The sequence below is a fragment of the Accumulibacter sp. genome (assembly GCF_029255125.1).
Lineage (GTDB): Bacteria > Pseudomonadota > Gammaproteobacteria > Burkholderiales > Rhodocyclaceae > Accumulibacter.
Map to the genome: position 1 here is coordinate 113,825 of NZ_JAPUVR010000076.1, position 25,910 is coordinate 139,734.

The window sequence follows — 25,910 nt, forward strand, 5'->3', positions numbered from 1 at the left end:
TGCTTTAGCTGGTAGCGCGTGGGGGGAGGGAAACCCGGCGCGACAAGCCCGGTTGTTCGACGGCCTGGGTTCGCTTCGCTGGCCGACGACCGTGACGCGCTCATGCTTGCACAACCTCTTTCCACAGATCGGCCGCGAGTACGGCACCTAGCCTGCGCTGGTCCACCTTCCGATGAAGCGCCACCATCTCATCGACCACGTCTCGAGCGGGGCGAGTAACCGACAGGTATTCCCAGTCGAATCTGCTGAGGTAGATGTCGGGCAGCACCAAGCGGTAGGGAAGCCCGCGTCGAACCATTTCGAGCGCTGACAGATAGGAGGTCGCGATCGGTCCTTGCGGCGTCATGACTTCGGGGTCGACCAGAGCAACGCTGCGGTTAAGCTGTTCTCCGTAACTCCCGGACTCCCAGATCAGCGTCGAGGGCATCCCCCCGCTTGCTGCCCTCGGCGCGGCGATGGCAGCCTTCCACTGGGCGAGAGAAACCATTTCGACATCCTCATCGATCGCCGTCACAGAGCCTCGGTGCACGATGGCGAGGTCAATCTCCCCGTCGCGCAGCGCGTCCATCACTTGTGCCGATCGCAGAAGCAGTGCGCGAGGTGCGCAATCCAGTCGCGCAAAAACCTGCCGTACCAGCATGGCTGAAAGACTGCCGGCAGAAACGCGAGGAAAGCGTATGGCGGCAGCAACATCGGCTTCGCTGCGCCGAATCGCTGCAGCCAACCGCCTTACCTCTGCGGGGAAGACTAGTCGGTGCCCGTCCTTCCAGTTCAGGCCCGTGTCGCCGACAACCTCGTCTATCCGCTGCAACAAGCGGTCGACGGAGGCTCGGTCCACGCCGAGAAACGTTGCCGCTTCGCTCTTGGACGATGGGTTCCTCGCCACCAACTGGACGAGCGCTTCCATGTCTCGCCGCGTCAAGCTCATCCGATCACGAGGCATGGTGCCCCCTCCTAGAGATGATCCGCCAGCACCGGATGGCTTACCGGCTGCGGAAAGCTGCCCAAGTCGAACTCAATGAATGCGGTGCCTGTAGGCCGATGATTGGGGCCAGCAACGACGACAACCGGCGTAGCGCCTGCTTCCGGGCAGTAGTACCAGCCAACACTGCCACCGTTATCAAGGACAATCGCCTGTTCGACGCCCAAAGCCGCCAGAGTGCTGGCGATGCCGGTCAGCGCGCCGGTGATTGCCGCACACAGGACGGAGCCGTCGGAACGTCCGCCCAACACACAGTGCAGGAGATTGCGGCTTGGCTTCGCACCGTGGCATTGGGCGACTGCGTCTAGCCGCCGGTATAGGGTTTCGTCATCAACACCATCCTGCTTGCCAACCTCCCACGCGTTGGCCAAGTCGTGCCAAGCCTGCGCCGACGGTCCAATCAGACCCTTTGGATGCACCTCGTAGGCGTGCGCGGGGTCGGAGCAGTTGGCAACAACAAACGATCGCGGCACCGGTCTGCCGTCGATGACCAGCGGAAGTCCAGTCAAGGCGTCCAGTTCCTCAGGAAGACGGCCCAAGCTGTGGAACGAGACGCCACCTTCCCCCAGCGCGGCAACCGGCCAACCGGGATCAAGCGGCGGATCGCCGGCTCGACCAAACCACAAACCGTGAAACCGCAGCCGGAAACCGAACTCGTTCAACACATTCCGCGCACCGACGAAGATTGAATGCCGGCGACCTTCCCCGCGCGCCAGCAGATCAGCGGCGTACCGAACACCGGAGCCATAATCGCGCCAGGGAAGTTCAACGCGCGGCTCTTCGTTCCGAGCCGCGGCTATGCGCTCGGAACGGGCAGACGATCGCACGTACCCGTAGCTTGAGGTCGTCGCAGCCTCAGCCCCAGGAAAGTGCGCGCGAGCCGGTGTTCCCGCCGGGATATCGAGAAGTGCAAAGTGTGCGAAACAGCTCATGAAGCAATCCTTGCGGGCTCAAGCCAGAAACACGGGGTCAATCTCTCGGACGGATGTGTCGCCCCCGAGTTCAGACCTGGGCGAAGCAAAGATCTCCCATGCCGCCTTGGCAGCGCCCATGGCCGCCATGCTTGCCTGTGGCTTGTCGGCTAGGAATTCCAAGCCATTGATCGCGTGAGGCGCGTCCGGACCATCGGTGTCGAAGCCGTAAAGCGTCTTCAAGTGCTCCTTCGCTCTCCGGCTCAGTTCTGCGCCGATGGCGGTGATGGGGCCGCCAGACAAGTACACGGCATTTGCCTTGAGGACATCGGCACACATTGCAATAAGATCCGCTGCCAGCCATGACGCTCTTTCCAACAGGCAGCCCAGCGTGCAGGTACCGGAGATATCGCTCACCGTCAGGTATTTCTCGTCAAGGTAGTCCCGGCGCGCTTGCCAAAGAATCGTCTTGCGCTGCTGATCGTTTCCAATCCATTCGAGCTGCTCAGGTAGCCTGGCGAAGAGTTCCTCCGCGCACTGGGCCTCCTCTGATGGACACTCCTCTTGGTTCCAACGTTTGTACAGCCAGCTCACTTCCCTGTTACTCACAGCCGAACCGACAAGATCCTTTGCGATGCGCGGATTGGTTTTTTCCGAGAAGAGCTGATTGGCAACCCCAGCGGGAAAGTTGCCACCTCTATCCTTCTGGCAGGCAAGAAACGGTTCAACCAGATTGATGATCGTCTTCCCGACCTCGCTGAGAAACGGAGCGATAGCGCCGTCTTCGATAAGCCCAAGCGCCGTTCCCGTTCCGGCCACCATGACCATCAAGCGTTTGTCGGACAACACCGTGGACGCCTTGAGTAGCGATCGAGCGAAGATGACGTGGCCGTCACCGTCATTGATCAGTCGAACACAATCCCCAAAAAGACCTACGAAACCCTCGCGGATTTTCAGAGCATGAATGGCGTCCGGCGAATTGGCCGTGATCGTCGAGCTGAGTCTTTCGAAGTTGCCCATGATTCCACTCGGGCCAGCGACGTACTCACGCCCAGCTTTGCCGCGCACCGGACCGGGCCACGTTATCCCGACACACAGACTCTTTGGATTTAGACCTTCCTCGTCGAGGACCGGTTTGATCTGACTGAACACATACTGACAAAAATCCTGTCCGTCCTTGAACTTGAACTCTCTTTGAGTGCGCAACGCACCCTGCCTGATTGGCGGCCAAGGGTAGCCGCCCGAGACCGATGGTCCGAACAAGCCCCATTTGATCGACGTGCCGCCAATATCGATACCAAGGACACGCGGAGACTTCTCAGCCGCCCGATGTGGAATCGCGTCGTGCGAACCTTGGTCAGCCAGATCGAGATACCGAGCGCAGCCAACCTGAAGCAAGAAGGCACGTAGCGTGTCGTGATTGTCTTGCTGCTGTACCCACTTGATCGCTTCGATCCATTGTTTCCACGGCGAATCGATTTGCTCGCCGGACTTTGCGTTGCGGAACTCGATTTCAAGCCGTCCTGGTCCAAGCAGCATGCGAAGATTGACCCAAGCTGCGGCCGCACAACGAGCGACTACCAAGCGTTCATTCCACCAGCCATCATCGGGAGAAGCATCTGATTCCCGCGCTAGGTCCAGAGCACTCTTCAGGCTGTCTTCCTCTGGGGCGTGCAAGGGCAGCGGTAGCGCGAAAGTTCTGACCGCGATGCTGTCGGGCACCTCTGCCGACCACTTGAGGAGCATCAGGCAAAAGCCTTCTGGTCGCTCGCGATGCAGTTCCCGCAGCACTCGATTCACATACGGAACTGGCAGAAAATCGTGGCCGCCGAACTTCCAAGACCGAGGCTCCCAGTTTCTATACCTCTCGATAGCTTTCCGAATGTCGGGCCACGGATCAAAATCAGCAATCATGCTCATCGCGTCGCTCCTCCCGCCTGCACGGACCTCGGCGAAACATGACCAGTGGTCTTGACATCGCGCATTCTGGTCTCGAGCCAAGAATCAAACGAGCCCAGACTAACGTGGAAAAAACGATGCCCATCCGAAGAACCGCCGTACCAATCGCGTTCGACAGAGTCTTCCGGCATTGTAGAATGTCGGTCAAGAATCGCTTTGGACAACCTCTTTACGTCGGAATTGCACCACTGACGGCCTAGGCTGATCGAACAAAAACCCAGCGTGTCGGGGTCGAGAAGCTGCGGTTTGATCCCCTCGATAATGCTATCGCATAGCTCCGGCGCTTCACCAAAATGGTAGTTGCCGTACTCAATGGAAATGAGGACACGCTTTTCTACCTGGCCAGGGGCTGCTGGTGACCGTTCGGCAAATTCGTCGATGGCATCGCACGAGCCCGCACCGGGCGAAGCTAAGCCATGAATGGCGTCGAGCGCCAGCGCCGCATACGCGCAGGAGCGCCAGAAGGGTTTTGATACCTGCCCACCGACGGCGTCCAAGATGACCGCCTTGAGGTCGGCCTGGAGCTTGCACTTGGAAGACTCCTCGTCATCACAAGGCGCCCCACAATGTGGATAGGTCAGCACCTCAGAAGGCTTTCCATGACTCCACAGGGTGGCGCGAAGCGAATTCTGGAAGGCAATCATCGCACAGACCAGACGTGCCACATCGTTTCCCAGTGTCGACTTCAGCACATGCCACGCGGCGTTGGCAGAGAAAAAGTCGTGGTGCCATGGCTGGTGCCAGGCGTCATGGCTGTGCAGAACGGCGAGATAGCTCAGGTAGGCCCAGGATGTGTGTCCCTTTCCCTTAGGCAGCTCGACATCTGGCCGCAGCATGTCCGCAGCATAGTCATACTCCGGGCAAAGGAAGTGGCCAAGCCGCTGCATCGAGCGCCCCAATCGCTGGCGGACCCGCTGGAGCAGAAAGTCCTGCACCCAGCGCCGGCTGGCGTTGGCGGTGACCCAGGCACTCGTGTCCACGTCCGCGGGCACCGACTGGCTCAACTGCTTGAAGAAGTCCCCCGCGCTTCCTTGGAATACCTCCTTCGAAGGAAGGATTACCCTGCTGATTCCACCCGCCGCCATCTTCATTCCTCCTCGGAGTACGTTGGAGAGCGACTTCAATGTAGCATGTATACATCTAAAGTCAACCAGTTTGGCCCTTTCCGGCGACACTTGGTCGATGTATAAGTTGTATGTATACATCAATTCCAAGTTTGAGCAAGAGAGTGTGGCTATGGCCATTGTGGGGTCGCGTAGTTGGATGACGGGCAGCAAGGCACATCCAGCGATCACCCCGTCTTGAGAAGCGAGCATCTGCGCAGGCTTCGCGCCGAACCCTGCGCCGGCCCTTGTCGCACCGCGCAACGGTGCCTTCATCCATGGTTTATCCAGGAATTTTGCGCCACGACCGGGATGTTGGAAGCGCTCTTGTTAATGGCGGTGAGAAACCGCGGCAATCTGGCGCAGAAAAGCGCAGGTCAGCATGGCTGCCAGCGCGGAACTGCCGCGCTTACAGCCATGCTCCAGCGTACCCGTCCCTCCGCCCCGTCAAGGGGTTGCTGCGCCGGGCTGGCGCCCGCCCTTGACCCGGCTCCGGGCCGGCAATTTTCGTGCCCGAATTTTCGGCCGCGCCAGATTTCGGCGGTTTTTGGCTGCCATTGACAGCCAGACGAGAGGTATTCGGGGTTAAGCTTCGACAGGTCAAAGGAACAGGGCCGAGGTACGGGAAATGCTTGCACGCGTATTCGCCGACTGTCTGGTGGTCATTCACCTGTTGTTCATCTGCTTTGCCGTTGCTGGCGGCCTCTTGGTCCAGCGTTGGCCAAAGCTCGCGGTCGTTCATCTGCCGGCCGCGGGCTGGGGTGCTTTCGTCGAGCTGAGTGGCTCGACCTGTCCGCTGACACCGATCGAGAACCGCCTGCGGCAAGCCGCGGGGCAGGCAGGCTACACGGAAAGCTTCGTCGAGCACTATCTGCTGCCGGTGATTTACCCGGTCGGGCTGACGCACGACATCCAGTTCGCCTTGGCCGGCGTCGTCATCGTGGTCAATCTGGGCCTTTACGCGTGGCTGCTCCTCAACCGCTGTAGCGAGCGACATCGTCGCAATCCAGCAGACTAGACCGGGCGCTGCCCTCACCGCCGCGCCGACGAGTCTTCAGCCTTCAGCATGGCAAACCGAGCGGGCAGGCGGTTCGCCTGCGCTCCGCTCGTCGCCGGTAACTACACTTGCAGGTCGTCAGGCGGCCGGCTCAGCCTGCGTCTTGCTGGCCGGTTCTCCCGGCGGACCTTTCGGGCCCGCCGGTCCTTTGGCGCCCGTTGGGCCTGGCGGTCCAACCGGACCTTGCGGGCCCGTCGGACCAGCGGCACCGCTCTTGCCGGCCGGGCCGGCCGGGCCGGCCGGGCCGGCCGGGCCAGCCGGCCCCTGCGGACCAGCCGGCCCCGTTGGTCCCGCCGGCCCGGCAGATCCTGTGGCACCAGTCGCTCCGCGTTCGCCCTTGGCTCCGCTCGGGCCAGGTGCACCGGGTGGGCCGGGCGGGCCTTCCTTCAGTTGGAGCTGGGCCAGGGTCTCCTCGAGCGCTGTAATGCGATCCTGCAGCGCCTGGAGCGCGCCCGGGTCGACGGCCGCGGCCGGTTGCGCCTTCGCTTCCCTCACTTTTGCCGAAGCCTTCTTGTCTTTCTTGTCCTTCTTCGTCACTCGGTGTCTCCTCTCTTGATCGGAATGTGCGGAGTATCGACGCTTCGACGCTCCGTTTTCACTAATACACTCAATGCAACACTGGGTCAATACGGAGAAAGCGTCGAGTTGGTCATCGGCCCCGCGCATTGGCGGGTGAGCCGCTCGCGGTCAGTCCGGCTGCACAGTCGGGCCAGGAGGATCGGCGGAGTGTTGCTGCAGGAAGCGGTTGAAATCCGCAACCTGCAAAGGCCGGCTGAACAGGTAGCCTTGATACGCGTTGCAGCCGCGCGCCGCGAGCGCATCGCGCTGCTCGTCACTCTCCACACCTTCGGCAATCACCGCCAGGCCCAGACTGTGTGCGAGCGCGATGATCGTGTCGGCGATCACTTTGTCGTTGGCGTCGGTCAACAGGTCGCGCACGAACGACTGGTCGATCTTCAACTGGTCGAAAGGCAAGCGTTTCAGGTAGGAGAGCGATGAATAGCCGGTGCCGAAATCGTCCAGCGAGAAACCAACGCCGCGCTTCTTGAGCGCGGCCATCTTGCCGATGGCGTCCTGCATGTTGTCGAGGAGAAGACTCTCGGTCAATTCGAGCTTCAGGTTGCACGGCGAAGTGGCTGAGGCGGCGAGCACGGCGAGCACTTGGTCGACGAAGTTCGGTTGGCGAAACTGCCGGGCGCTGACGTTGACCGATACGGTGAACTGCTCACGTCCGGGCAGTGCGGCCCAGACGGCCGCCTGCGCACACGCCGTTTCGAGCACCCATAGGCCGAGCGGCAGAATCAGCCCGGTTTCCTCGGCGAGCGGGATGAACTCGCTCGGCGAGATCATTCCGCGCTTTGCGTGTTGCCAGCGGACGAGCGCCTCGGCCCCGATCACCCGACCGCGATCATCGACCTGTGGTTGATAGGCGAGAAAGAAGCTTTGCCGCTCCAGTGCCTCGCGCAGGTCCTTCTCGAGTGCCACGCGGGCGGTGACCACGGCCTGCATCTGCGGGTCGAAGAAGCGCAGCGTATTGCGTCCACCAGCTTTGGCTTCATACATCGCGAGATCGGCGCGTTTCATCAGGTCGTCGGTGCTGACTCTTGCTCCGCCGAAGAGCGCCACGCCGATGCTTGGCGTGTTGTGGTATTCGTAGCCCACCAGATCGTATGAACGATTGAGCACCGCGAGAATCTTCTCGCCGATCGTGCGACACTGCGCCGCCGCGTCATCGATGCGCTCGCCGAGGTTTTCCAACATGACGACGAACTCGTCACCACCGAGGCGGGCAACCGTGTCGCGCTCGCGCACACAGGCGAGCAGGCGACGCGCCACTTCCTGCAAAAGGCGGTCACCCATGTCGTGCCCTAGCGTATCGTTGAGCGTCTTGAAGTTGTCCAGATCGATGAAGAGCAGGGCGCCCTGCTGACGATTGCGCTTGCTCGCCGAGAGCGCCAGGCGCAGCCGCTCGTGCAGCAGGCGGCGGTTGGGCAGGCCGGTCAGCGCGTCGTAGAAGGCGAGTTGCTGAATTTCTTCCTGCGCCTTCTTGTGCGCCGTGATGTCGGCAAGCGTGCAGACGTAGTGCGTCACGTGTCCTTCGGCATCACGCACCGACGAAATGGTCAACCACTCGGGATAAATCTCGCCGTTGCGACGCCGGTTCCAGATTTCGCCCTGCCAGGCGCCGCTCTGGGCCAGCGACTCGCGCATGGCAGCGTAGAACGCTTCGTCGTGCCGCCCCGAGCGGAGCAGGCTCGGCGAGCGCCCGAGGCACTCCTCGGCCGAGTACCCGGTGATGTCGGTAAACGCCTGGTTGATGCGCAGAATGACGCCGTCGGCCGAAGTGATGAACATTCCCTGCTGCGACTCGAAGGCCGTCGCCGCAATGCGCTCCCATTGTTCTGCCTGCTTGCGCTGCGTCACGTCGTGCGAGACGATGACGATGCGCGCCGGTCGACCCTCCTTGTTGGTGATGACCTTGCCGGCCGACGCGATATGGCTGACGCTGCCGTCGTGGCGCAGGAGCCGATACTCGATCGCCTGGCCAACGCCGTTTTCGACCGTCTGGCGAAATACGGCCTGTACACGCTCGCGGTCTTCCGGATGCACGTCGGCGAACGAGTTGCTGCCGGTCAATTGACGCTCGTCGCCAAAAAACTGGCGGTACGACGGGCTGTTGTAGAGCCGCCGCCCCTCCAGGTCGAGCACCGCGATATGTTCGCCGATGCTTTCCGAAATCAGGCGAAAGAACTCCTTCTGCTCGCGCAGGCTGCTTTCGAGCATTTTTCGTGCGGTGATGTCCTGCGTCGTCCCGACGCTGCGCAAGGGGCGCCCCGCCTCGTCGAACTCGACTTCGGCACGCTGCGCGACCCAGCGCGTCGTGTCGCCGATGACGATGCGCACTTCGATATCGAGCGCTTCGCCGCGCAGCGCGGCTGCGCTGGCGTGCTCGAGGGCTCGGCGATCATCCGGATGGATGCGCTGCATGAACTCGTGCAGATCGCGCGCTGTCCCGCTGCCGAAACCGTAGATCCGGCAGGCTTCGGCCGACAATTCGACGCGACCGCTGGCCAGATCGAGCACCCAACTACCCACATGTGCCACCTCCTGCGCGCGATTCAGGCTTGCTTCGCGCACCTGCAGCTCGACGCTGCGCTGTTCAAGATCGCGACTCAGGCGGCGAACCTCCTCAAGTCGACCCTGATACGTGCGGATGAGGAAAATGATCAGGAGCAAGGCGACCGCGGCATTCGCCAGGTGTACGACGCTGTGCAGCGCGTCCGGCGTCGGCGGTCTGGGCAGCAGCTTCAGTGCATCACTCAAGGCGAAACCGGCGATCGCGCTCATCGTCGCCGCGGCCAGGACGACGGCCACGCGCGTGCCGAGCAGCCAGCCGCCCATCAGGATGAGCAGCGGGTAGCTCGCAGTGAGCGGCGCATGCGCACCGCCGAAGAGCAGCCCGGTACCGGTGATCGTGACCCAGCTTCCCCAAACGAACACGCTCAACGCTGCGTGCAGGCGACCGACCGAGAACAGGCGCAAGGCGAGCAGCGCGACCGTGGCCATCGTTGCCGGCCCGCAAGCGCGCAGCGGCTGCTCCGGAATGAGCAGGACAATCGCCGCCAGGCCACCCAAGGCGGCAAGCAGAATCAACCATGCGGCATAGCGGAGAAATTCCAGCGGCGGCGCCCAGAACGACGGCGGTTCGTTCTTCCGCGGATGCGGCGATGACCGTTCGTGCATGGTGATCCCCCCTGGCTACGCCTGCTCGCCCGCCAGCGCAGTTGGCGCAATCGGCGAAGCCTCACTGAACTGCCGCGCGTGCAGCCGCGCGTAATGGCCGTCGACGGCAAGCAGTTCGGCATGCGTGCCACGTTCGACGATTCGCCCCTCGTCCATGACAAGAATCAGGTCGGCTTTCTCGATCGTCGACAGTCGATGCGCTATCACCAGCGTCGTCCGGCCCGCCATCACCTGGTCGAGCGCGCTCTGAATATGGCGCTCCGACTCGCTGTCGAGCGCCGAGGTCGCTTCGTCGAGAATCAGGATCGGCGCATCCTTGAGGATGGCGCGCGCGATCGCCAGGCGCTGGCGCTGGCCGCCGGAGAGCAACACGCCGTTCTCGCCCACCGGCGTGTCGTAACGCTGCGGCAGGCGATCGATGAACTGCGCCGCGTTGGCCATGGCTGCTGCCTGTTCGATTGCGGCACGCGGTGCGCTGGCGAGATCGCCGTAGGCGATGTTGCTCGCCACCGTGTCGTTGAAAAGGACGACCTGTTGCGTGACCAGAGCGATGTGTCGGCGCAGATTGCGCAAGGTATAGTCCTCGACCGCGACTCCGTCAATCATGATCTGGCCGCTGTCGTGCTGGTAGAAGCGCGGAATCAGGCTGACCAACGTCGATTTGCCGCTGCCCGAGCGTCCGACAAGAGCAATCATCTGCCCGGGTTGGGCCGAGAAGCTGACTTCGCTGAGCACTCGTCGCTCACTGCCCGGATAGGTAAACGAGAGCCCGCGCACCTCAAGTCGTCCGCTCACCCGCGCACGTTCAACGCGACCGTGGTCGGGCTCGGGCACCTCGTCGATCTGCGCGAAGATGCTCTCGGCTCCCGCCAGGCCCTTCTGAATCGTCGCGCTGACTTCCGAAAGCTGGCGGATAGGCTTGGGCAGCATTCCCGCGGCGGTGATGTACGCAACCAGACCACCTACTGAAGCGTCGCCGCGCAAGAGCAGGACGAGAACGAGCAGACCGGCCATCGCACTGAACGTGACGAACTGCAAGGCCGGCGTATAGCTCGCCGCCGTGCGCACCATGCGCAACTGCTTGGCGGTATTCTCGGCGCTCGCCCGGTGAAAGCGCGCCGTTTCGTAGTCCTCGCCGCCGAAGCTGCGCACGACGCGATAGCCCTGGATCGCCTCCGCGGCAACGTGCGTCAGATCGCCCATGGCGACCTGTATCTTGCGGCTCTGCCGGCGGAACTTGCGGCTTGCGCGGGTCACCATCAGGCCGATGATCGGCAGGATGGCCAGCATCACCAGCGTCAGTTGCCAGTTCATCCAGAGCAGATAGGCGAAAAGGAAGATCACCGTCAGACCTTCGCGAATGACCACCTTGATCGCCTCGGTCGCCGCTCCAGTCACCATCGTCACGTCGTAGGTGATGCGCGAAATCAGGTGTCCCGAGTTGTTCTGGTCGAAATAGGCGTTCGGCAAGCGCAACAGACTGGCGAACAGCGCGCGTCGCAGATCGTCGATCAGACCCAGCGAAACGCGCGCGAGGTAGTAGTTGCCGAGAAACGAGCCGAGCCCCTGCCAGGTAATGGCCAGCACCAGGAGGAGCGGAACAGCATGGATCAGGTCCAGTTCGCCGAACACCGGAAGCACTTGGCGAGTCACACCTGGACCCGCGTTCAACCCGTCGACGAAATACTTCAGGATGCCCGCCATCATCGGTTGCGACGAGGCGAAGATCAGATAGCCGAGCAGACTGACCGCAAACCAGCCGATCAGCGGGCGCAGATAACCCAGCAGGCGCAAGTAGACGCGCAGCGAAGATACCGGGAGCTGACTGGCTGAGGGCATGGTGTGGATCGGCGGCGCGCACGTCCGGCAAACGGAATGGCGAGTCTAGCATGCCACTCGCGCGACGAACGGGCAACGCCCTCAGCGCGAGCGCGCGAGGTCAAGATCAGCCGTGTTCAGCTCGTCGATGAAGACCTGCGCCGCCGCCGCTGGTTGCCCGTTACGGCAGGTGACGACGACATTCGCCAAGGCCTGCTTCTTCTGCAGCACCTCAACCGCGCAGCGTCCATACGCCTGCTCGATGGTCGCCAGCAGGTTGCGCGCATAGGGCGTTGCCAGCGCGCTGTCGAGGATCAGATTGGCGATCAGCAGGCCATCCGGTTCGATCACCCGGCGCGTCGCCAGCCAGAACTCGCGCGTCACCAGATGGCCGGGAATCGCGACGTGCGAGGAATAGACGTCGACCACGACGGCAGCGAAGCGCTGCTCGCTGCGCGCGACGAAGCGACGCGCGTCGTCCGCGATGAAGTCGCCACGCGCCTTCTCGCGCAGGAAATGCTTCTCGGCGATGGCGCGCACCGCCGGATCGATATCGACGTAGGTATAGTGATTGAGCGGTTCGCGGTGCGAGAGCGTGAAACCGCCGGCGCCGAGGACGAGTATCTGCCGCTCGCGCAAGCCGAGTTCTTCGAGCAGAATGCTGCGGATGTGCCGGATGTAACGCGCGTACTGCGGCGGATCGGCGTCGTCGATCAGCGAAGCGACCGAGCTGTTGTTGATGAATGCCCGACCGTTCAAGGCGTCGGCGTAGGCCACCGGTTTGACCAGATAGCTGGCGTAGGCGGTCTCGATTTCCGGGCGCAGCCAGAGATTGGCGGTGCCGGTGAGCAGTGCACCGGCCAGCGCGGCGGCCAGCGCTGAGCGCGCGCCGCCGCGCAAGACGAGGAAACCGGTGAGGAGCAACAGCGCGCACAGGGCAACCGCCGCCGAAACACCCAGCCACTGCATGACGACCAGAGAAAGGACGAGCGAACCGAGAAACGAACCGAGCGTCGAATAGAACAGCGCCCGCCCGCTCGCCTCGCCGACGCGCTGATGCTGCAGCAGGTTGCTCAGGATCGGCACGGTCTGGCCGAGCAGCCAGGCCGCCGGACAGACGACGCCGGCGACGAAGATCAGGTAGGCGAGCAGCGCAGGCTGGAGCAGCGTGAAGATCAGGTCGACCGCCACACCCGACAGACCGCCGCCGATCAGGCAGGCGGCAAGCAGAAAGTTGCGCGCGACGATTTTCAGGTAATCGGTCGCGACCTGCGCCCCGGCGTGGTAGCCGAGGGCCAGCGCGAGCAGAAAGAAACCGATCGTCGGTGCGGTGACGACGATCGAACTGCCTTGGTGCGGAATGATCTGGCGCAGCGCGATGACCTCGGCGCCAAGCGAACAAAATCCCTCGATGAAGACGATCAGAAAGAGCAGGGCGGGTGGCATGGGCAGACTTTGCGCGCGACTGAGGAGTGCCGGCACTATACGCCGGCCGCCGGTGTTTGCCGCAGTTGGTCGCTGCGCCGCCTGGCGCACGCCGGGCCGGGCGGCCCGCAGGCGCCACCAGCCGCCGCCGGCTGGTGGCGTGGCTCAGGCGTTCTTCGGAGCGTGCGAGGCGTGGTGCGCGACACGGCCTTCGTTGACCCAACCGGCGCTGCGCTGACTGGGGTCGATCTGCAGGATGCGATGCGGCGCACCGTCCATGGCAACGAGGACGGCGGCCGCGATCGCCGCGATGTCGTCGTCACCCGGCGCCGGCGCTGCGGCGCCCGCTCCGCCTGCCTTTTCGCGCGCGGCAGTCTTTGGCGTCGCGGCAGCGCTCGGCAAGGTCCGATGCCAGCGATTGAGCAAGGGAAAGAGCGCCAGGACGACCCCTATCCCGCTGATGATGACGAAACTGAGGAAAAAATCGATCACGCTGAGAATCAGCGCTCCCTGGAGAGTATCTGGCACGATCGCGGTCATGGCGGGCTGGAAGCGGGAGGGTTGCACGCAGTCGCCGAGCGCCTTGCGCGCACGACGACCAGACGGGTTGTCGCCACCTCAGGTCACGCCAAGCAGGGCGAGCAGGATGCCGCCCGAGATGGCAGTACCGAAAACGCCGGCGAGGTTCGGTCCCATGGCGTGGTAGATGAGGAAATTGTTCGGGTTCTCCTGGTGCGCGACGATGTGCGAAACGCGCGCGGCGATCGGCACCGAAGCAATTCCGGCCGAACCGATCAGCGGATTGATCTTGGTGCGCATGAACAGGTTCATGATCTTGGCGGTGACGACGCCGGACGCGGTGCCGAAGAGAAAGGCAAGCAGACCGAGGACGACGATTTCGAGCGTCTGCACGGTGAGAAACTTGTCGGCGGCCATCGTCGAACCGATGGCGACGGTCAGGATGATGATGATCACGTTCATCAGTCCGCCGGCGGCGGTTTTCGACAAGCGGTCGGTGACGCCTACTTCCTTCAGCAGGTTGCCGAGCATCAGCATCGTGATCAGCGGCGCAACCGGGGGAAAGAAGAGATTGACGATGATCGCCATGACCAGTGGAAAGGCGATCTTCTCCAGCTTGCTGACCTTGCGGACCTGCGCCATGGCGATCTGACGCTCCGCCTTGGTCGTCAGCAGGCGCATCACCGGTGGCTGGATCATCGGCATCAGTGCCATGTAGGAATACGCCGCGACGGAAATCGGTCCGAGCAGGTGCGGCGCCAGCTTGACCGCGACGAAGATGGCCATCGGCCCGTCGGCACCACCGATGATGCCGATGGCGCCCGCCTCGGAGAGCGTGAAGCCGAGCAGTTTGGCGAGAATCAGGGCAACGAAGATGCCCAGGTGCGCGCCCGCGCCGAGGATGACCAGGCGCGGATTGGCGATCATCGGGCCGAAGTCGGTCATCGCGCCGACGCCGAGGAAGATCAGCGGCGGAATGATCAGCTTCTCGACGCCCATGTAGGCATAGTGGAACAACCCGCCGTCCTTGACCGCATAGAGCAGCGCCGAAATCGCCTGCCCGCCGGGCACATCATCCGGCGGACCCGGGACGTTGGCGACGATGCAGGAAAAGCCGATGCCGACGAGCAGCAAGGGTTCGTAGTGCTTGGCGATGGCGAGATAGATCATCAGCGCGCCGATGACGATCATGACCAGGTTGCCGAAGGAAAAGTGCGCCGCTCCGGTCTGATCGAGCAGCGCCTGCAGGAAAATCAGTATCTGGTCTGCCACGTTGCACCTTTCGCGGTCTTTGCCGACAGCCCGTCGTCGGCATCCACCCGGTTGATCTGTTGGCCCGATCGACGCGTGATCGAGCGCGGGCAGTGTAGGCCGGGCGGCGTCGGAAAGAACTAGGGTTGGCCCTAGTTTTGCGCTGGCGCGCACACGACCATGCTAAGGTACGGACTGATCCGGAACTCACGACGCGATGGAAACTGACATGACTTGTGTGCCCGCGACCTGCGGCAGCGCTCGCGCCGCAGCGAGCGGAGCGCGCTGATGCAGCTCGCCCTGCAGCGCTGCCAGGCAGCAGGCATCGTCTTCTGGCTGCGCCGCATCGCCGCCAGCCGGGCGGCCGCGCTCGGCCTCGCACTGCTGCTGGCGACCGCGGTCGCCGCGCTCGACTATGCCACCGGCTACGAGTTGCGCATGGCGATTCTCTACCTGCTGCCGATCGCGCTGGCCACCTGGGCCGGCGGAACGACCGCCGGAATGAGCGTCGTCGGCGTCTCGTCGCTCTTCTGGCTGGTCAGCTTTCGCTCGACGCATCCGTACTCGGGCGAGATCTTCTTCTACTGGGAAGGCATCGTGATGATCACCGTGTACATGACCTTCGTTCTTCTGCTCGCCCGCCTCCGCGTCGCGCTGAGCCGGGCCGACCAGCGCTTCTTCCGCGTTCTGGATGAGCTGCACGCCGCCGTCTATGTCGCCGATCAGGCCAGCGGAGCCTTGCTTTACGCCAACCGCAGCCTGGCCCGCCTGCTCGCGGTAGACCCGCGCACACTGCAGGCCGACGAACTGGCCCGGCGCTTCGGTCTGCCGCCCGACCATGGCGAAACGCCGGCGGCGGAGAGCTTGGCCCACGGCGGCGGCTTCGTCGCGCGCGAGGTGCGCGATGCGACGAACGGGCGCTGGTACCTGGTGCAGCGCGGCCCGATCCCCTGGAACTCGGCGCGCCGCGTCAGCCTGCAGGTGATTACCGACATCTCCGAACAAAAACAGGCGCAACTCGTCCACCGCCAGCATCAGGAAATGCTGCATCAGACGGCCCGTCTGGCGGCGCTGGGCGAGATCGCCTCGACCTTGGCGCACGAACTGAATCAGCCGCTGACCGCCATCGCCAACTATAGCGGAGCCTGTCTGCGCATGCTGCAGGCGCCGCGCCACGACCGCCGGGAACTCGTCGCGGCGCTGCAGCGCGCGCGCGCGCAGAGCCTGCGCGCCGGTCGGATCATCGGCCGCGTGCGCGACTTCGTCCGTAGCCGGCACCCGACGCCAACCGAGTGCGATATCAACGCGCTGGTCTGCGAGGCGCTCGAGCTGCTCGAGGCGCGGCTCGACGACCACGCGATCGCCACCGCGCTGACCTTGTCGGAAGATTTGCCGACGACGCGCGCCGACCGCACACTGCTCCTTCAGGTCGTCGTCAACCTGGTGCAGAACGCGATCGACGCGATGGCCGACACGGCGCCGGAATGTCGCCGCCTGCGTCTGTCGACCGCGCGCAACAGCGACGGAGCCATCGTCGTTTCGGTCGCCGACCAAGGCGCTGGACTGGCCGAGGCGGCGAGTGAAAAGCTCTACACGCCATTCTTCACGACGCGCAGCACCGGCCTTGGCCTCGGCCTGTCGATCTGCCGCTCGGTCATCGAGGCGCACGGCGGGCGCATCTGGCACGAGGCAAACCCTGGCCGCGGCAGCACTTTCCATTTCACGCTGCCGCCGGAGACGCCCAGATGAACGCGCGCGAACGCGAACCGACGGTCTTCGTCGTGGACGACGACGCGGCCGTCTGCGATGCGCTCGGCATGGTGCTGCGTGCCGCTGGAATGCGCGTCGAAATCTTCCGTTCGGCCGCAGCCTTTCTCAAACGACTGCGCCCCGAGCGACCCGGCTGCCTGGTTCTCGACATCCGCATGCCGGGAATAAGCGGACTCGAGCTGCAGGACGAACTGCACAAGCGGCGGATTCATCTGCCGATCGTCTTTCTCACCGGACACGGCGACGTATCGATCGCCGTGCACGCGCTGAAGAAGGGAGCGCTCGACTTTATCGAAAAGCCGCACGACGACGAACGGCTGATTCTCGCCGTCGCACACGCCTTGCGCGCCGACGCCGAACGACGCCAGGCAAGCCGAGCACAGGCTGCTGCGCCAACCGACTTGGCCGACCGGCTGGCCAGTTTGTCGCGACGCGAACGCCAGGTTCTCGACCGCGTTCTCGCCGGTTTGCCGACGCGCGAAATTTCGGCGCAGTTGTGCATCAGCGTCAAGACGGTCGAATTCCACCGGGCGCGCATCCGGGAAAAGCTGGGTGTCGCGTCGCTCGCACAATTGTTCGGCCTGTTCATTCCATCCGAGCGGCGCGCCTGAGAGCGCCGGCTTTGCCCAGCAAGACAGGAGAATCCGCCCATGAACCGACCCTCAGAACTTCCCGCCAGCGCCCAACGGGTTGCCGACCTGCTGCGCAGCCGCCAGCACGCGCACCCGGTGGTCATTCTGCCGGCCAGCGGCAGAACTTCCGCCGAGGCGGCGGCCGCACTCGGCTGCAGCGTTGCCGAAATCGCCAAGTCGATCGTCTTCCGCTGCCTCGACGACGACTCGGCGGTGCTGGTGATCACCAGCGGCGCCAACCGCGTCGACGAAAACAAGGTGGCCGCGCTCGTCGGCGCGCTCGGCAAGGCCGACGCCGCTTTCGTGCGGGCGCACACAGGTTACGCCATCGGCGGCGTCTGCCCGATCGGTCACCTGACGAAGACGACGATTCTGATCGATCAGGATCTGTTCCGTTTTGCCGCCGTATGGGCCGCCGCCGGACACCCGCACGCCGTTTTCAAGTTGACGCCGCAGGAACTGCTGGCGATGACCGGCGGGCGCACCGCCGAGGTGGCAGCGCACCCACCGGTCGCCGCCGCGTCGATCGCCGAGGGCTGAGCAGCGGGCTGCTGCACAACCCGCCGGTTCACTTTCGGCGCTGATGCGTTCCCGCCGTCGACGGTACAGCGCATCGCGTTGCGACTTGCGTTGCTAAACGACTTGCCGCAAGATGCAAGCCCATGCGCGAATCGTCTCTCACCAATCAGGTTTCTCTGCAGCGAATGACGCCTCGCCGCTTTCCCGCCCCCCGCCGGCGACGCTGCGGCGCCCGCCGGGCATTTCGCCTCCTGAACTAGCGCATGACCTGGCCGGTGCATTCCGTCCTGCGCATCGCTCGCGAATTGCTGCGCGAAGCCGCGCGTGACTTGGCACCAACGCTGGTCGTCGTCGTCATCTTCCAGGTTTTCTTCATCCAGCGCATGCCGGACAGCCCGCTGGCGCTGGTCGGCGGCTTCGCTGTCGTGCTGCTCGGCCTGGCGCTCTTCGTCAAGGGGCTCGAAGCGGCAATCTTTCCGGCCGGCGAAACGATGGCCTTCGACTTCGCACGCCGTGGCTCGTTCTTCTGGCTGATGCTCTTTGCTTTCTGCATCAGCTTTGCTTCGGTCGCCGCCGAACCGGCGCTGATGGCGGTCGCCTACAAGGCCGAAGCCGTTTCCGGCGGCAGCATGCGCGCGCTGACGCTGCGCATGGTCGCCGCGCTCGGTGTCGGCCTGGCGGTCGTCGTCGGCGTCTGGCGCATCGTTCTCGGGCACTCGATCGGCAGCTATCTGGTCCCCGGCTACCTGATCGTCGTCGGACTGACCGCCGTCGCACCGCCGCAACTCGTCGGGCTGGCTTTCGACTCCGGCGGCGTCGTCGCCTCGACGGTCACCGCGCCGCTGCTCACCGCCCTCGGCGTCGGCCTGGCAACGACGATCCGCGGACGCAATCCGCTGCTCGACGGCTTCGGGCTGATCGCCTTTGGCGCGCTCGCACCGATGATCATCATCCAGATCTACGGCATCTTCTTTTTCGTGCCGGCGGCGAGCGGAACGGCCGTCGTCCTGCTGCCGAGCGATGACCAGCACCAGTACGCCGCGGCCGCCCTGCTGGTCGATTTTCTGATCATGGTGCGCAATCTGCTGCCGATCATCGCCGTCGTCCTTTTCTCGAGCTTCATCATCCTGCGCCGGCCGCTGGCCGATCCGAAAGGTCTGGCGGTCGGCATGACGCTCGTCGCGCTCGGCCTGTTCATGTTCGACGAAGGCCTGCAGGTGGGGCTTTTCCCGCTCGGCGACGAGATGACCGGCGGCCTGCTGCGCGATGGCGTAGCGCTCTGGGTGCTCTACCTCTATGGTTTCCTGATCGGTTTCGCGACGACGATGGCCGAGCCGGCGCTGATCGCACTGTCGATCAAGGCAGATGAAGTCAGCCTCGGGCAGTTGCGTGGTTTGTGGCTGCGTTCGCTGGTTTCGATCGGCGTCGGAATCGGCATCGTCATCGGTTGCGCGCGCATCGTTGACGGGACGAATATCGCTTACTGGCTGATTCCCGGCTATTTGCTGGTCATCGCACTGACCCGGGTAGCGCCGCGCTTCATCGTGCCAATCGCCTACGACTGCGGCGGCGTTACCACTTCGACGGTGACCGTTCCGCTGGTCACCGCGCTGGGCGTCGGCCTGGCTGAAAAAACCCCTGGCCGAGACCCGATGATCGACGGTTTCGGTCTGATCGCCTTCGCCTCGCTGCTGCCGATGCTGATCGTCATGTCCTACGGCATGCTGGCCACCTGGTGGGCGCGCGCGCGAACCCGAGTGAAGGAGAAAAACCGATGAAGTTCTCTGCCGTGCTCCTGATCGTCCCCGAGGATGACGAAAACAGGGCGGTCGACATCGTCAAGCGGGCCGGGGCCACCGGGATTACCATCCTGAAGGGCAAGGGTCTGCGGCATAACGATCGCAAGACCTTCCTCGGCCTCGGCCTGGAACGTAAGGAATCACTGCTCCTGTGCGTGGTCGAAAAGCAGCTTGCCATGCGCATCCTGCGCACCGTCAAAAACGAACTGAAAATGGACCTGCCCGGCGGCGGGCTCGCCTTTTCGTTGCCACTGGATAGCGTGGTCGGCATTGGCCTGGCGCAGATTCAGGCCTTCCAGCGCGAGGTGGCGGACGATTTGTAGTCGGCGCCGGTGCGTCCGCACGGCCAGGTCAAGGACACGATGATCGAGCAGAAGGAGTCTTGCCATGTTGGTTGCCGGAATTATGAAGAAGGACGTGATCACGATCAGCCCGCTCGCTACCGTGCGCGAAGCCCTGGCCGTGATGAAGGAACACGGTGTCAGATCACTGGTCGTCGAGAAGCGTCACGCGGGTGACGCCTACGGCCTGATCGCCTACCGCGATGTCGCTCGATCGGTCATTGCCGAAGACGGCGATATCGACCTGCTGAACGTTTACGACATCGCTCAGAAACCCGCCCTGCAGGTCTCGCAGCACCTCGAAATCCGCTACCTGGCACGGCTGATGATCCAGTACGCGGTCAAGGGCGTGCTGGTCATCGACAACAACGAGCTGCAGGGTTTCGTGTCGGATACCGACGTGGTCGGTAATCTGATCGATCGTGCGCTGCGCGACACCTAGAAAAGCCGCCCATGCAGAAGAACGTTCATCGCTATTCGGCTTACTTTCCGCGCTGGTGCCAGGCCTTCGGTGATCACACGCCAGATCCTGGCGGTGAAGGGCGTGCGGTCGAGTGGCTGGTCAGTGAAGACTCGGTCGGCCTGGTCGTTCTACCCGAAGTCCGCCGTATTCTGCAACACGAACTGCTCGGCACGAGCGAGCCGCACCTGGAGTTCGCCACGCACGCGGTCAGGCTGAACCGCCACGAGTTCTCCGAAGCCGGCGTCCTCGCGCACCCCGGCTACGCCGCGCTGCGCACGCTGTTGCTCGGCGACGACGAGCTCCATCTCTTCCTGACCTATCATCTGATCTATCCGCCGGGAACGCGGATCATCACCGCTTCGCGCAAAGCGCCGCTGGCGCTACTCTACAAGGAGATGGCGCCGCTCCCAGTGATCGTCAGCGTGTAAGCCGCGGCGCCCGGCGTCGATGACGACGGCCAACGCCTGCGCCAGCGGAAGACGATGGCTGGCCAAGGACGCGCCGACTTGCGCACGTGCGCCGGCCAGGTCGCCGCCGGCGTAAGCGCACAGCGCCTGCGTCAAACGCCGCTCGGCCTGTTCCTCGGCCAGCCGCACGAGCGAGAAATCGCAACCGCAACGCCGGCAGACGGCGCTCCCGGCGAGATGCGCCCGGCACGCTGGACAGCGCTCTAGTCCCTCAGGCATCGAGGTAATAGAGCAGATCGGCAAACACATCGATTGCCGCTTTCAGCTCGCTGCTGCTGCCGGTGATCGCTTCCTTGACGGACTCGATGCCATTCACCAGATCATCGGCGTCTTCGCTGCTCGCCGTGGCGAGCAGGCGCTCGCCCTTTTCGATCAGCGCGCGCGCTTCAACGCGCAGTCGGCGCGCCGTTTCATCCGCATCGCCGCTTGCCGCTTCGACCGGCAATGCGGTGGAAGCTGCCGGCGCCGCGTCGTCTTCCTGATCGGCAAAGATCGCGGCAATGCGCTCGCGCGCTGCGTCCAGCTTGTCGCTGGTGAAACGGCTGATCGCGCGGTCGATGGTGATCGAATGCTGCAAACCGGTTTCCTTCTCGCGCGCGCTGACGTGCAGGATGCCGTTCAGGTCGAGCGAGAAGGTGGTGACCACCGGATTGCCGGCCGGCGCGTCGCGCAGGCCTTCGACGAGAAATCGACCGATCGAGATATTGTTCAGGGCGTCCGGGTCTTCGCCCTGGTAGACGTTGACCTCGACTTTCGTCTGACCGTCGTGGACCGTATGGAAGACTTCACTGCGCGAAACCGGAATCGGCGTGTTCTTGCGGATCAAGGGCACGTAGCAGTACGGGTACATTTCGCCTTCGTACTCGCCGAGCGCGCTCGTACCAAAGGTGTAGGGCGTCACGTCGACGAGCACGCTTGGCGCCTGGGCGCCACTGATCACCGCCGCCTGGATGGCGGCGCCCATCGCCACGCAAAGATCCGGATCAAGCTCGGCGCGCGGCTGCAGGCGAAGTTCCTCTTCCAGCCGCCGCTGGACGAACGGCGTACGCGTTGCCCCGCCAACGAGCAGAACCTCGCTGATGTCGGCAACTGCCAGGCCAGCGTCGCGCAAGGCGATGTGCACCGCCTCGATCGTTTCGCCAATGTAGTCTGCGATCATCTCCTCATAAGCGCGACGCGAGATTTCCAACGACAAATGCACCGGCAGACCGTCCTTCTCGCACAGATATTCTTCGCTGAGCGTTGCGAAGGGTTGCGCGGACAAGGCAATTTTCGCTGCTTCCGCCGCGCGCTGCAGGCGTGCCAGGACGAGGGGCTGCTGGCGTACGTCGAGCTGCTGCGTCTGGGCAAGATGCTCGATGGCGTGCTCGACCAGTTTCTGATCAAAATCGTCGCCGCCCAGGTGGTTGTTGCCGTGGCTGGCGAGCACCTCGACGACATCACCTTCGAGGTTGACGACCGAAACGTCGAAGGTGCCACCCCCCAGGTCATAGACGATGGCCTTACGCGCGCCACGCCGCGAGCTTTCATAGGCCAGCGCGGCCGCGGTGGGTTCATTGAGGATGCGCACGACATCCAGCCCGGCGATCTCGCCGGCCTCACGCGTTGCCTGGCGCTGCGCGTCGGAAAAGTAGGCCGGCACGGTGATCACCGCCTTGCTGACCGCTTCGCCAAGGTGGGCTTCGGCGATTTCGCGCAGGCGACGCAGAATCATCGCCGAAATCTCCTGCGGGGCGAATTCCTGGCTACCCATCTGGACGGTCGTCGATTCGCCCATCCGGCGTTTGATCGAGCGCACGCTGCGCTCGGGATGCAACGCGTACTGATTGCGCGCCGCTTCGCCGACCAGCAGACTGCCATCATCGCCGAGGCCGACGACTGACGGCAGGATCCTTACCCCGGCCGTAACCGGGATGACCTCGACTTGTCCGGCGCGTACAACGGCCACTTCCGAGTTGGTCGTTCCCAGGTCGATTCCAACAATCCACTCACTCATTACGGGTTTGCCTTCTTGCTGACGATGACTTCGGCGAGACGCAACAGGCCGTCGTCGTGATAAAAGCCGCGCCGCACTTCGCGCAGCACGGTACCTTCGGCGACGGCCGCCGCCGTGCCAGACTCGACGCCGACAACGCGCATCCGTTGCGGATCGAAAGCTTCTCCCTCAACGCGCATCGCGCGCACGCGCTGCCCGGCAAGCAATTCGTCGAGCCGCTGCAGGCTCAGCCGCTGGCCCTCGGCCAGGCTGGCGGCGAACCGCTGCGGACCGGGAACGAGGCGCGTCATGATCGACGAAGGCATCCGTCCGGCAGCGTCGACACCCGCCTGCAGACGGTCGCGCAGGTCGAGCAGGGCAAGCAGCAGCGGGCGCGCGGTCTGCTGTGCAACGAGCGAGGTCTGTTCGTGCGCCCGTTCGAGGTCACGCTGCAGGCGCTCGTTGTTCGTGCGCAAATCGTCACCGAAGCGACGCAACTCTTCGAGCGTCTGCTTGAACTGGCGGGATTGCAGGCGCAGTTCGTTGCGCAGCATGGCGATCTCGCCCAGCAGCGTGGCCAGATCGACTTCGCGCGACGCACCCGCCGACTGATCGCCCGCCGCCGCCTCCTGACCGTCCTCGGTTGTCGCCAACGCCTGTGCAAGACGATTCCGAAACTCCTCGACCAGGACTTCGCGCTGCGCCTCGTCAGCTTTTATTGACCAGGCGTTCATTTCGCTCCCAGGACGCGCAAAAGATTCCGTTCACCCGGTGCCGAAGGTGCAAAATCGGCACTGACCGCACGCACGAGGTCGTCGATCGTCGCCGGAGAACCGTCGAACAGGTGGTGTGCCACCCGGCGGCGGCTGTCGGCGATTGCTTCGTAGGCGCTGCGCACCTGCTCGAAGCGCTCACGGTCGCGCTCGGGCGGCGAGGCACGAATTGCCGCCAGATAGGCCGCCCGAATCGCATCGTCGGTGGCGGCGGGATCGACATCGAGAACTCGGTAAGGATCAATCATCAAACAAACGTCCCTGGCGGTCATCTACCTCCGGCGGACGGCTTCCCGCGTTCGGCGCATGCGTGGGAGGTGGCGCCGGAGCCGGGCCGCTGGCATTGTCCACCCCGGGAGACAGGTAATCGATCAGCAAGCGGGCAAACTTTTGCGCATTGCTCCCGGCCGTGCGCTGCAGACGGCGAAAATCGGCATCGGGAACGAAGGCGCGTGCCAAGTTGATGACGTCCGCCGGGTCGGCCATCTCGAGCATCGACTTCAGCATGCGGTTCAATTCGGGCATCGACGGCAGCCCCCCGGCGCGACCATCGCCCTCGCCCTTCTCGCCCGGGTCGTCGTCGAACTCGTCGTCGTCGAAAGCGTCGTTGTACGACACTGGCGGCGCCAGGAGTTCGCGAATCCTCTGCACGGTACGCTGATCACCGTCCTTTTCCGCGCGTTCACTGGCGCGGTCGAGCGCACGTTCCTCGGCTTCCGGCAGATGGAAGTACGCATTCCGGCCATACAGAGCGCGCGCGCGCAGGTAAACGAGCGCCGGCATTCCCGGCCATTGGCGCAAACCGGCTTCCGCGTAAATGCGCAGCAGCACGTCCTCGCCGCGCCGCAACCAGGTCTCACAAACGGCGACCAGTTCTGCCGAGGTGAACTCGCCCTGGGCAGCACGCTTGAGCGGCGCCTGCAGCACGCGCAAGGCGCTCACCAGATGTCGGTTGTCGGCCTTGCTGGTCGTCCCGATGACATGCAGTGCAGCGACCACTTCGCGCGCTGTCGGCGTTCGCGCGGTGCTGATTGCCGCTCGTCGCAAGGCGGCGGCGGGCTCTCCACCGAGTCTCGCGTTCTCCAGCAGCAAGTGCAGCGTCGCCGGCAACTCGCCGCCCAGTTCGCTGACCGCCGTACGCAGGAGCAGCGTTGCCTCCGGCGTGTTGTCGCTCAATCCGCGCAGCAGCCTGGCGCGGCCACGCTCGGCCGGAGTAAGCAGCCACTTTTCGGCGAGGTCGATCTCCTTGCTCATCGCCTCAAGCCGCTTCGCCTTGAACTGCTTGCGCGCGTGCGCCAGGTGCGCCTGCCCGATCGCCGCCCGCACCTGCGAGTTGATCGGGTCGAGTTCGAGCAGGCGGGTCGCCAACGACACCGCCTTCTTGAAGGCGTTTCCGGCCAGCGCCGTTTCCACCGCTTCGAGCAGGATCTCGGAATCGTTGACAAAGCGCGCCAAGGCCGCCTCGACCGCGGCGCGCGCTTCTTTGAGATCCTTCTTCTGGCGCAGCAGACGGATCAGACGCACATGCGTTGCGCGGTCATCCGGATCGAGTTCGAGACTATGCTGCAACCAGGCCGCACGCTGCGCATCGAAGGGTTCTTCGGCGCTCGCGTTGAGCCGCCAGCTTGACAGATGGCGCAGAATCAGCGCCGCCGGCAGCGGCTGTTGTTCCTTGGTGAAGGCGGTAACCGCGGCCAGCCAGTGCTTCCTGGCCGAGCCATGGTATCCATCGATGGCGTCGGCGAGTGCCTGCGTCGAGGCGAGCTCGGCCTCGCTCAGTCGGCCGTAGGCCGCCTCGTAGGCGCGCACGCGCTGCATGGCATGCGGCAGCAGCCGGCGGCACAAGAAAGCGACGCTCGGCACGCCGCGCCACTTCGGCAGCAGCAGATCGAGAATCTCGCCCGGTTTCGGCAAAGTTCCGCGACGCACGATCTGCGCAACTTCGAGCATCAGCGCGCGCCGGTTTTCCGGGCAACCCTTGAGCGCGAAGAGCAATTGCCGGCCCTCGGCATCCAGGTCGAGCAAGGCGACCAACCAGCGATTGCCCGGCAGAATCGCTGCGCGTGCGACCGCCGCCAGCTTCTCGAACGGACTGTCGGGAGCGATGCGGGCGAGCAGTTCGCCGGCCTGCGCGGGATCGCGCTGGACCAGGAGCAGCGCCTTGAAGACAAAGCGCAGGTCGCGATACGGCGAGCGGTAAGGGATCGCCCGCAGGTGTACCTCGAGCTCGGCCAGATCGCCCCGACCGCAGGCGGCGAGCGCGGCGAGCGCCGCCGCGCGGTGCCGGCAGAGCAGGGAATCGGCGGACAGCGTGGCCAGTGCACCCGGCGAGGCGACGAGCGCGAAGGCGGCCAGGCGGGCCTCGCGCTCGCTCGCCGTGCTGCCCGCCGCCTCGTCGCCCT

At 64.1% G+C, this 25,910-nt stretch carries 22 protein-coding genes and 1 pseudogene; 8 read left to right on the top strand and 15 right to left on the bottom strand.

The features are described from left to right. Window positions 1–100: 100 nt before the first annotated feature. From Q1L59_RS04185 to Q1L59_RS04200, 4 genes are all read right to left on the bottom strand, one after another. Window positions 101–907 carry a hypothetical protein gene (locus Q1L59_RS04185; RefSeq protein WP_300328437.1) on the bottom strand — a complete coding sequence of 269 codons (807 nt, stop codon included), beginning with the start codon at window positions 905–907 and terminating at the stop codon, window positions 101–103. 47 nt (window positions 908–954) lie between these two features. Further along, window positions 955–1,491 (bottom strand): hypothetical protein, encoded by a 537-nt coding sequence (locus Q1L59_RS04190; protein ID WP_300328440.1) that lies wholly within the window; start codon window positions 1,489–1,491, stop codon window positions 955–957. A gap of 441 nt (window positions 1,492–1,932) precedes the next feature. Then, a complete protein-coding gene (locus Q1L59_RS04195) occupies window positions 1,933–3,813 on the bottom strand; it encodes a hypothetical protein (RefSeq protein ID WP_300328443.1) in 1,881 nt (626 codons plus the stop codon). Continuing rightward, window positions 3,810–5,231, bottom strand: coding sequence for a hypothetical protein (locus Q1L59_RS04200; protein WP_300328446.1), 1,422 nt, complete (start codon window positions 5,229–5,231; stop codon window positions 3,810–3,812). The genes Q1L59_RS04195 and Q1L59_RS04200 overlap by 4 nt, the downstream gene beginning before the upstream one ends. Window positions 5,232–5,583: 352 nt before the next feature. Here Q1L59_RS04200 and Q1L59_RS04205 point away from each other — a divergent pair, with 352 nt between their 5' ends. Next, window positions 5,584–5,973, top strand: coding sequence for a DUF2784 domain-containing protein (locus tag Q1L59_RS04205; RefSeq protein ID WP_300328449.1), 390 nt, complete (start codon window positions 5,584–5,586; stop codon window positions 5,971–5,973). 117 nt (window positions 5,974–6,090) lie between these two features. Here Q1L59_RS04205 and Q1L59_RS04210 read toward each other — a convergent pair. The 6 genes and pseudogenes from Q1L59_RS04210 to Q1L59_RS04235 all read right to left on the bottom strand — a co-directional run. Further along, window positions 6,091–6,453 (bottom strand): annotated as a pseudogene (locus Q1L59_RS04210) (hypothetical protein); the annotation flags it as partial. 246 nt (window positions 6,454–6,699) lie between these two features. After that, window positions 6,700–9,756, bottom strand: coding sequence for a bifunctional diguanylate cyclase/phosphodiesterase (locus Q1L59_RS04215; RefSeq protein ID WP_300328452.1), 3,057 nt, complete (start codon window positions 9,754–9,756; stop codon window positions 6,700–6,702). A 15-nt stretch (window positions 9,757–9,771) separates the two neighbouring features. After that, window positions 9,772–11,595, bottom strand: a complete 1,824-nt coding sequence (msbA, locus tag Q1L59_RS04220; RefSeq protein ID WP_300328455.1) for a lipid A export permease/ATP-binding protein MsbA — start codon at window positions 11,593–11,595, stop codon at window positions 9,772–9,774. A gap of 81 nt (window positions 11,596–11,676) precedes the next feature. Then, complete coding sequence (locus Q1L59_RS04225; protein ID WP_300328458.1) at window positions 11,677–13,020, bottom strand: fused MFS/spermidine synthase; 1,344 nt, start codon at window positions 13,018–13,020, stop codon at window positions 11,677–11,679. 144 nt (window positions 13,021–13,164) lie between these two features. After that, window positions 13,165–13,527, bottom strand: coding sequence for a hypothetical protein (locus Q1L59_RS04230; RefSeq protein ID WP_300328461.1), 363 nt, complete (start codon window positions 13,525–13,527; stop codon window positions 13,165–13,167). Between the two features lie 90 nt (window positions 13,528–13,617). Then, a complete protein-coding gene (locus Q1L59_RS04235) occupies window positions 13,618–14,790 on the bottom strand; it encodes a sodium ion-translocating decarboxylase subunit beta (protein WP_300328464.1) in 1,173 nt (390 codons plus the stop codon). Between the two features lie 267 nt (window positions 14,791–15,057). Here Q1L59_RS04235 and Q1L59_RS04240 point away from each other — a divergent pair, with 267 nt between their 5' ends. The 7 genes from Q1L59_RS04240 (at window position 15,058) to Q1L59_RS04270 (ending at window position 20,721) form a co-directional block, all read left to right on the top strand. Further along, a complete protein-coding gene (locus Q1L59_RS04240; protein WP_300328467.1) occupies window positions 15,058–16,518 on the top strand; it encodes an ATP-binding protein in 1,461 nt (486 codons plus the stop codon). Next, on the top strand, window positions 16,515–17,150 hold the full coding sequence (locus tag Q1L59_RS04245) for a response regulator (protein WP_300328470.1): 636 nt from the start codon (window positions 16,515–16,517) through the stop codon (window positions 17,148–17,150). Before Q1L59_RS04240 ends, Q1L59_RS04245 begins: the two co-directional genes overlap by 4 nt. Window positions 17,151–17,189: 39 nt before the next feature. Further along, on the top strand, window positions 17,190–17,711 hold the full coding sequence (locus Q1L59_RS04250; RefSeq protein ID WP_300328473.1) for a YbaK/EbsC family protein: 522 nt from the start codon (window positions 17,190–17,192) through the stop codon (window positions 17,709–17,711). Between the two features lie 242 nt (window positions 17,712–17,953). Further along, window positions 17,954–19,468, top strand: coding sequence for a DUF1538 domain-containing protein (locus Q1L59_RS04255; protein WP_300328475.1), 1,515 nt, complete (start codon window positions 17,954–17,956; stop codon window positions 19,466–19,468). Further along, window positions 19,465–19,812 carry a transcriptional regulator gene (locus Q1L59_RS04260; protein ID WP_300328478.1) on the top strand — a complete coding sequence of 116 codons (348 nt, stop codon included), beginning with the start codon at window positions 19,465–19,467 and terminating at the stop codon, window positions 19,810–19,812. Before Q1L59_RS04255 ends, Q1L59_RS04260 begins: the two co-directional genes overlap by 4 nt. Before the next feature lie 64 nt (window positions 19,813–19,876). After that, the gene (locus tag Q1L59_RS04265; protein ID WP_300328480.1) at window positions 19,877–20,272 is read left to right on the top strand and encodes a CBS domain-containing protein; all 396 of its coding nucleotides are present in this window, start codon (window positions 19,877–19,879) and stop codon (window positions 20,270–20,272) included. Window positions 20,273–20,283: 11 nt separating this feature from the next. Further along, window positions 20,284–20,721 carry a hypothetical protein gene (locus Q1L59_RS04270; RefSeq protein ID WP_300328483.1) on the top strand — a complete coding sequence of 146 codons (438 nt, stop codon included), beginning with the start codon at window positions 20,284–20,286 and terminating at the stop codon, window positions 20,719–20,721. Here Q1L59_RS04270 and Q1L59_RS04275 read toward each other — a convergent pair. The 5 genes from Q1L59_RS04275 to Q1L59_RS04295 form a co-directional block, all read right to left on the bottom strand. Continuing rightward, window positions 20,674–20,979 (bottom strand): hypothetical protein, encoded by a 306-nt coding sequence (locus Q1L59_RS04275; RefSeq protein WP_300328486.1) that lies wholly within the window; start codon window positions 20,977–20,979, stop codon window positions 20,674–20,676. The two genes, Q1L59_RS04270 and Q1L59_RS04275, sit on opposite strands and share 48 nt — an antisense overlap. Continuing rightward, window positions 20,972–22,756, bottom strand: coding sequence for an Hsp70 family protein (locus Q1L59_RS04280; RefSeq protein ID WP_300328489.1), 1,785 nt, complete (start codon window positions 22,754–22,756; stop codon window positions 20,972–20,974). Before Q1L59_RS04280 ends, Q1L59_RS04275 begins: the two co-directional genes overlap by 8 nt. Further along, window positions 22,756–23,469 carry a nucleotide exchange factor GrpE gene (gene grpE, locus Q1L59_RS04285; protein ID WP_300328492.1) on the bottom strand — a complete coding sequence of 238 codons (714 nt, stop codon included), beginning with the start codon at window positions 23,467–23,469 and terminating at the stop codon, window positions 22,756–22,758. The genes Q1L59_RS04280 and grpE overlap by 1 nt, the downstream gene beginning before the upstream one ends. Continuing rightward, on the bottom strand, window positions 23,466–23,756 hold the full coding sequence (locus Q1L59_RS04290; RefSeq protein ID WP_300328495.1) for a J domain-containing protein: 291 nt from the start codon (window positions 23,754–23,756) through the stop codon (window positions 23,466–23,468). The genes grpE and Q1L59_RS04290 overlap by 4 nt, the downstream gene beginning before the upstream one ends. Further along, a partial coding sequence (locus Q1L59_RS04295) for a hypothetical protein (RefSeq protein WP_300328498.1) occupies window positions 23,749–25,910 on the bottom strand: 2,162 nt, incomplete at its 5' end. The genes Q1L59_RS04290 and Q1L59_RS04295, both read right to left, overlap by 8 nt.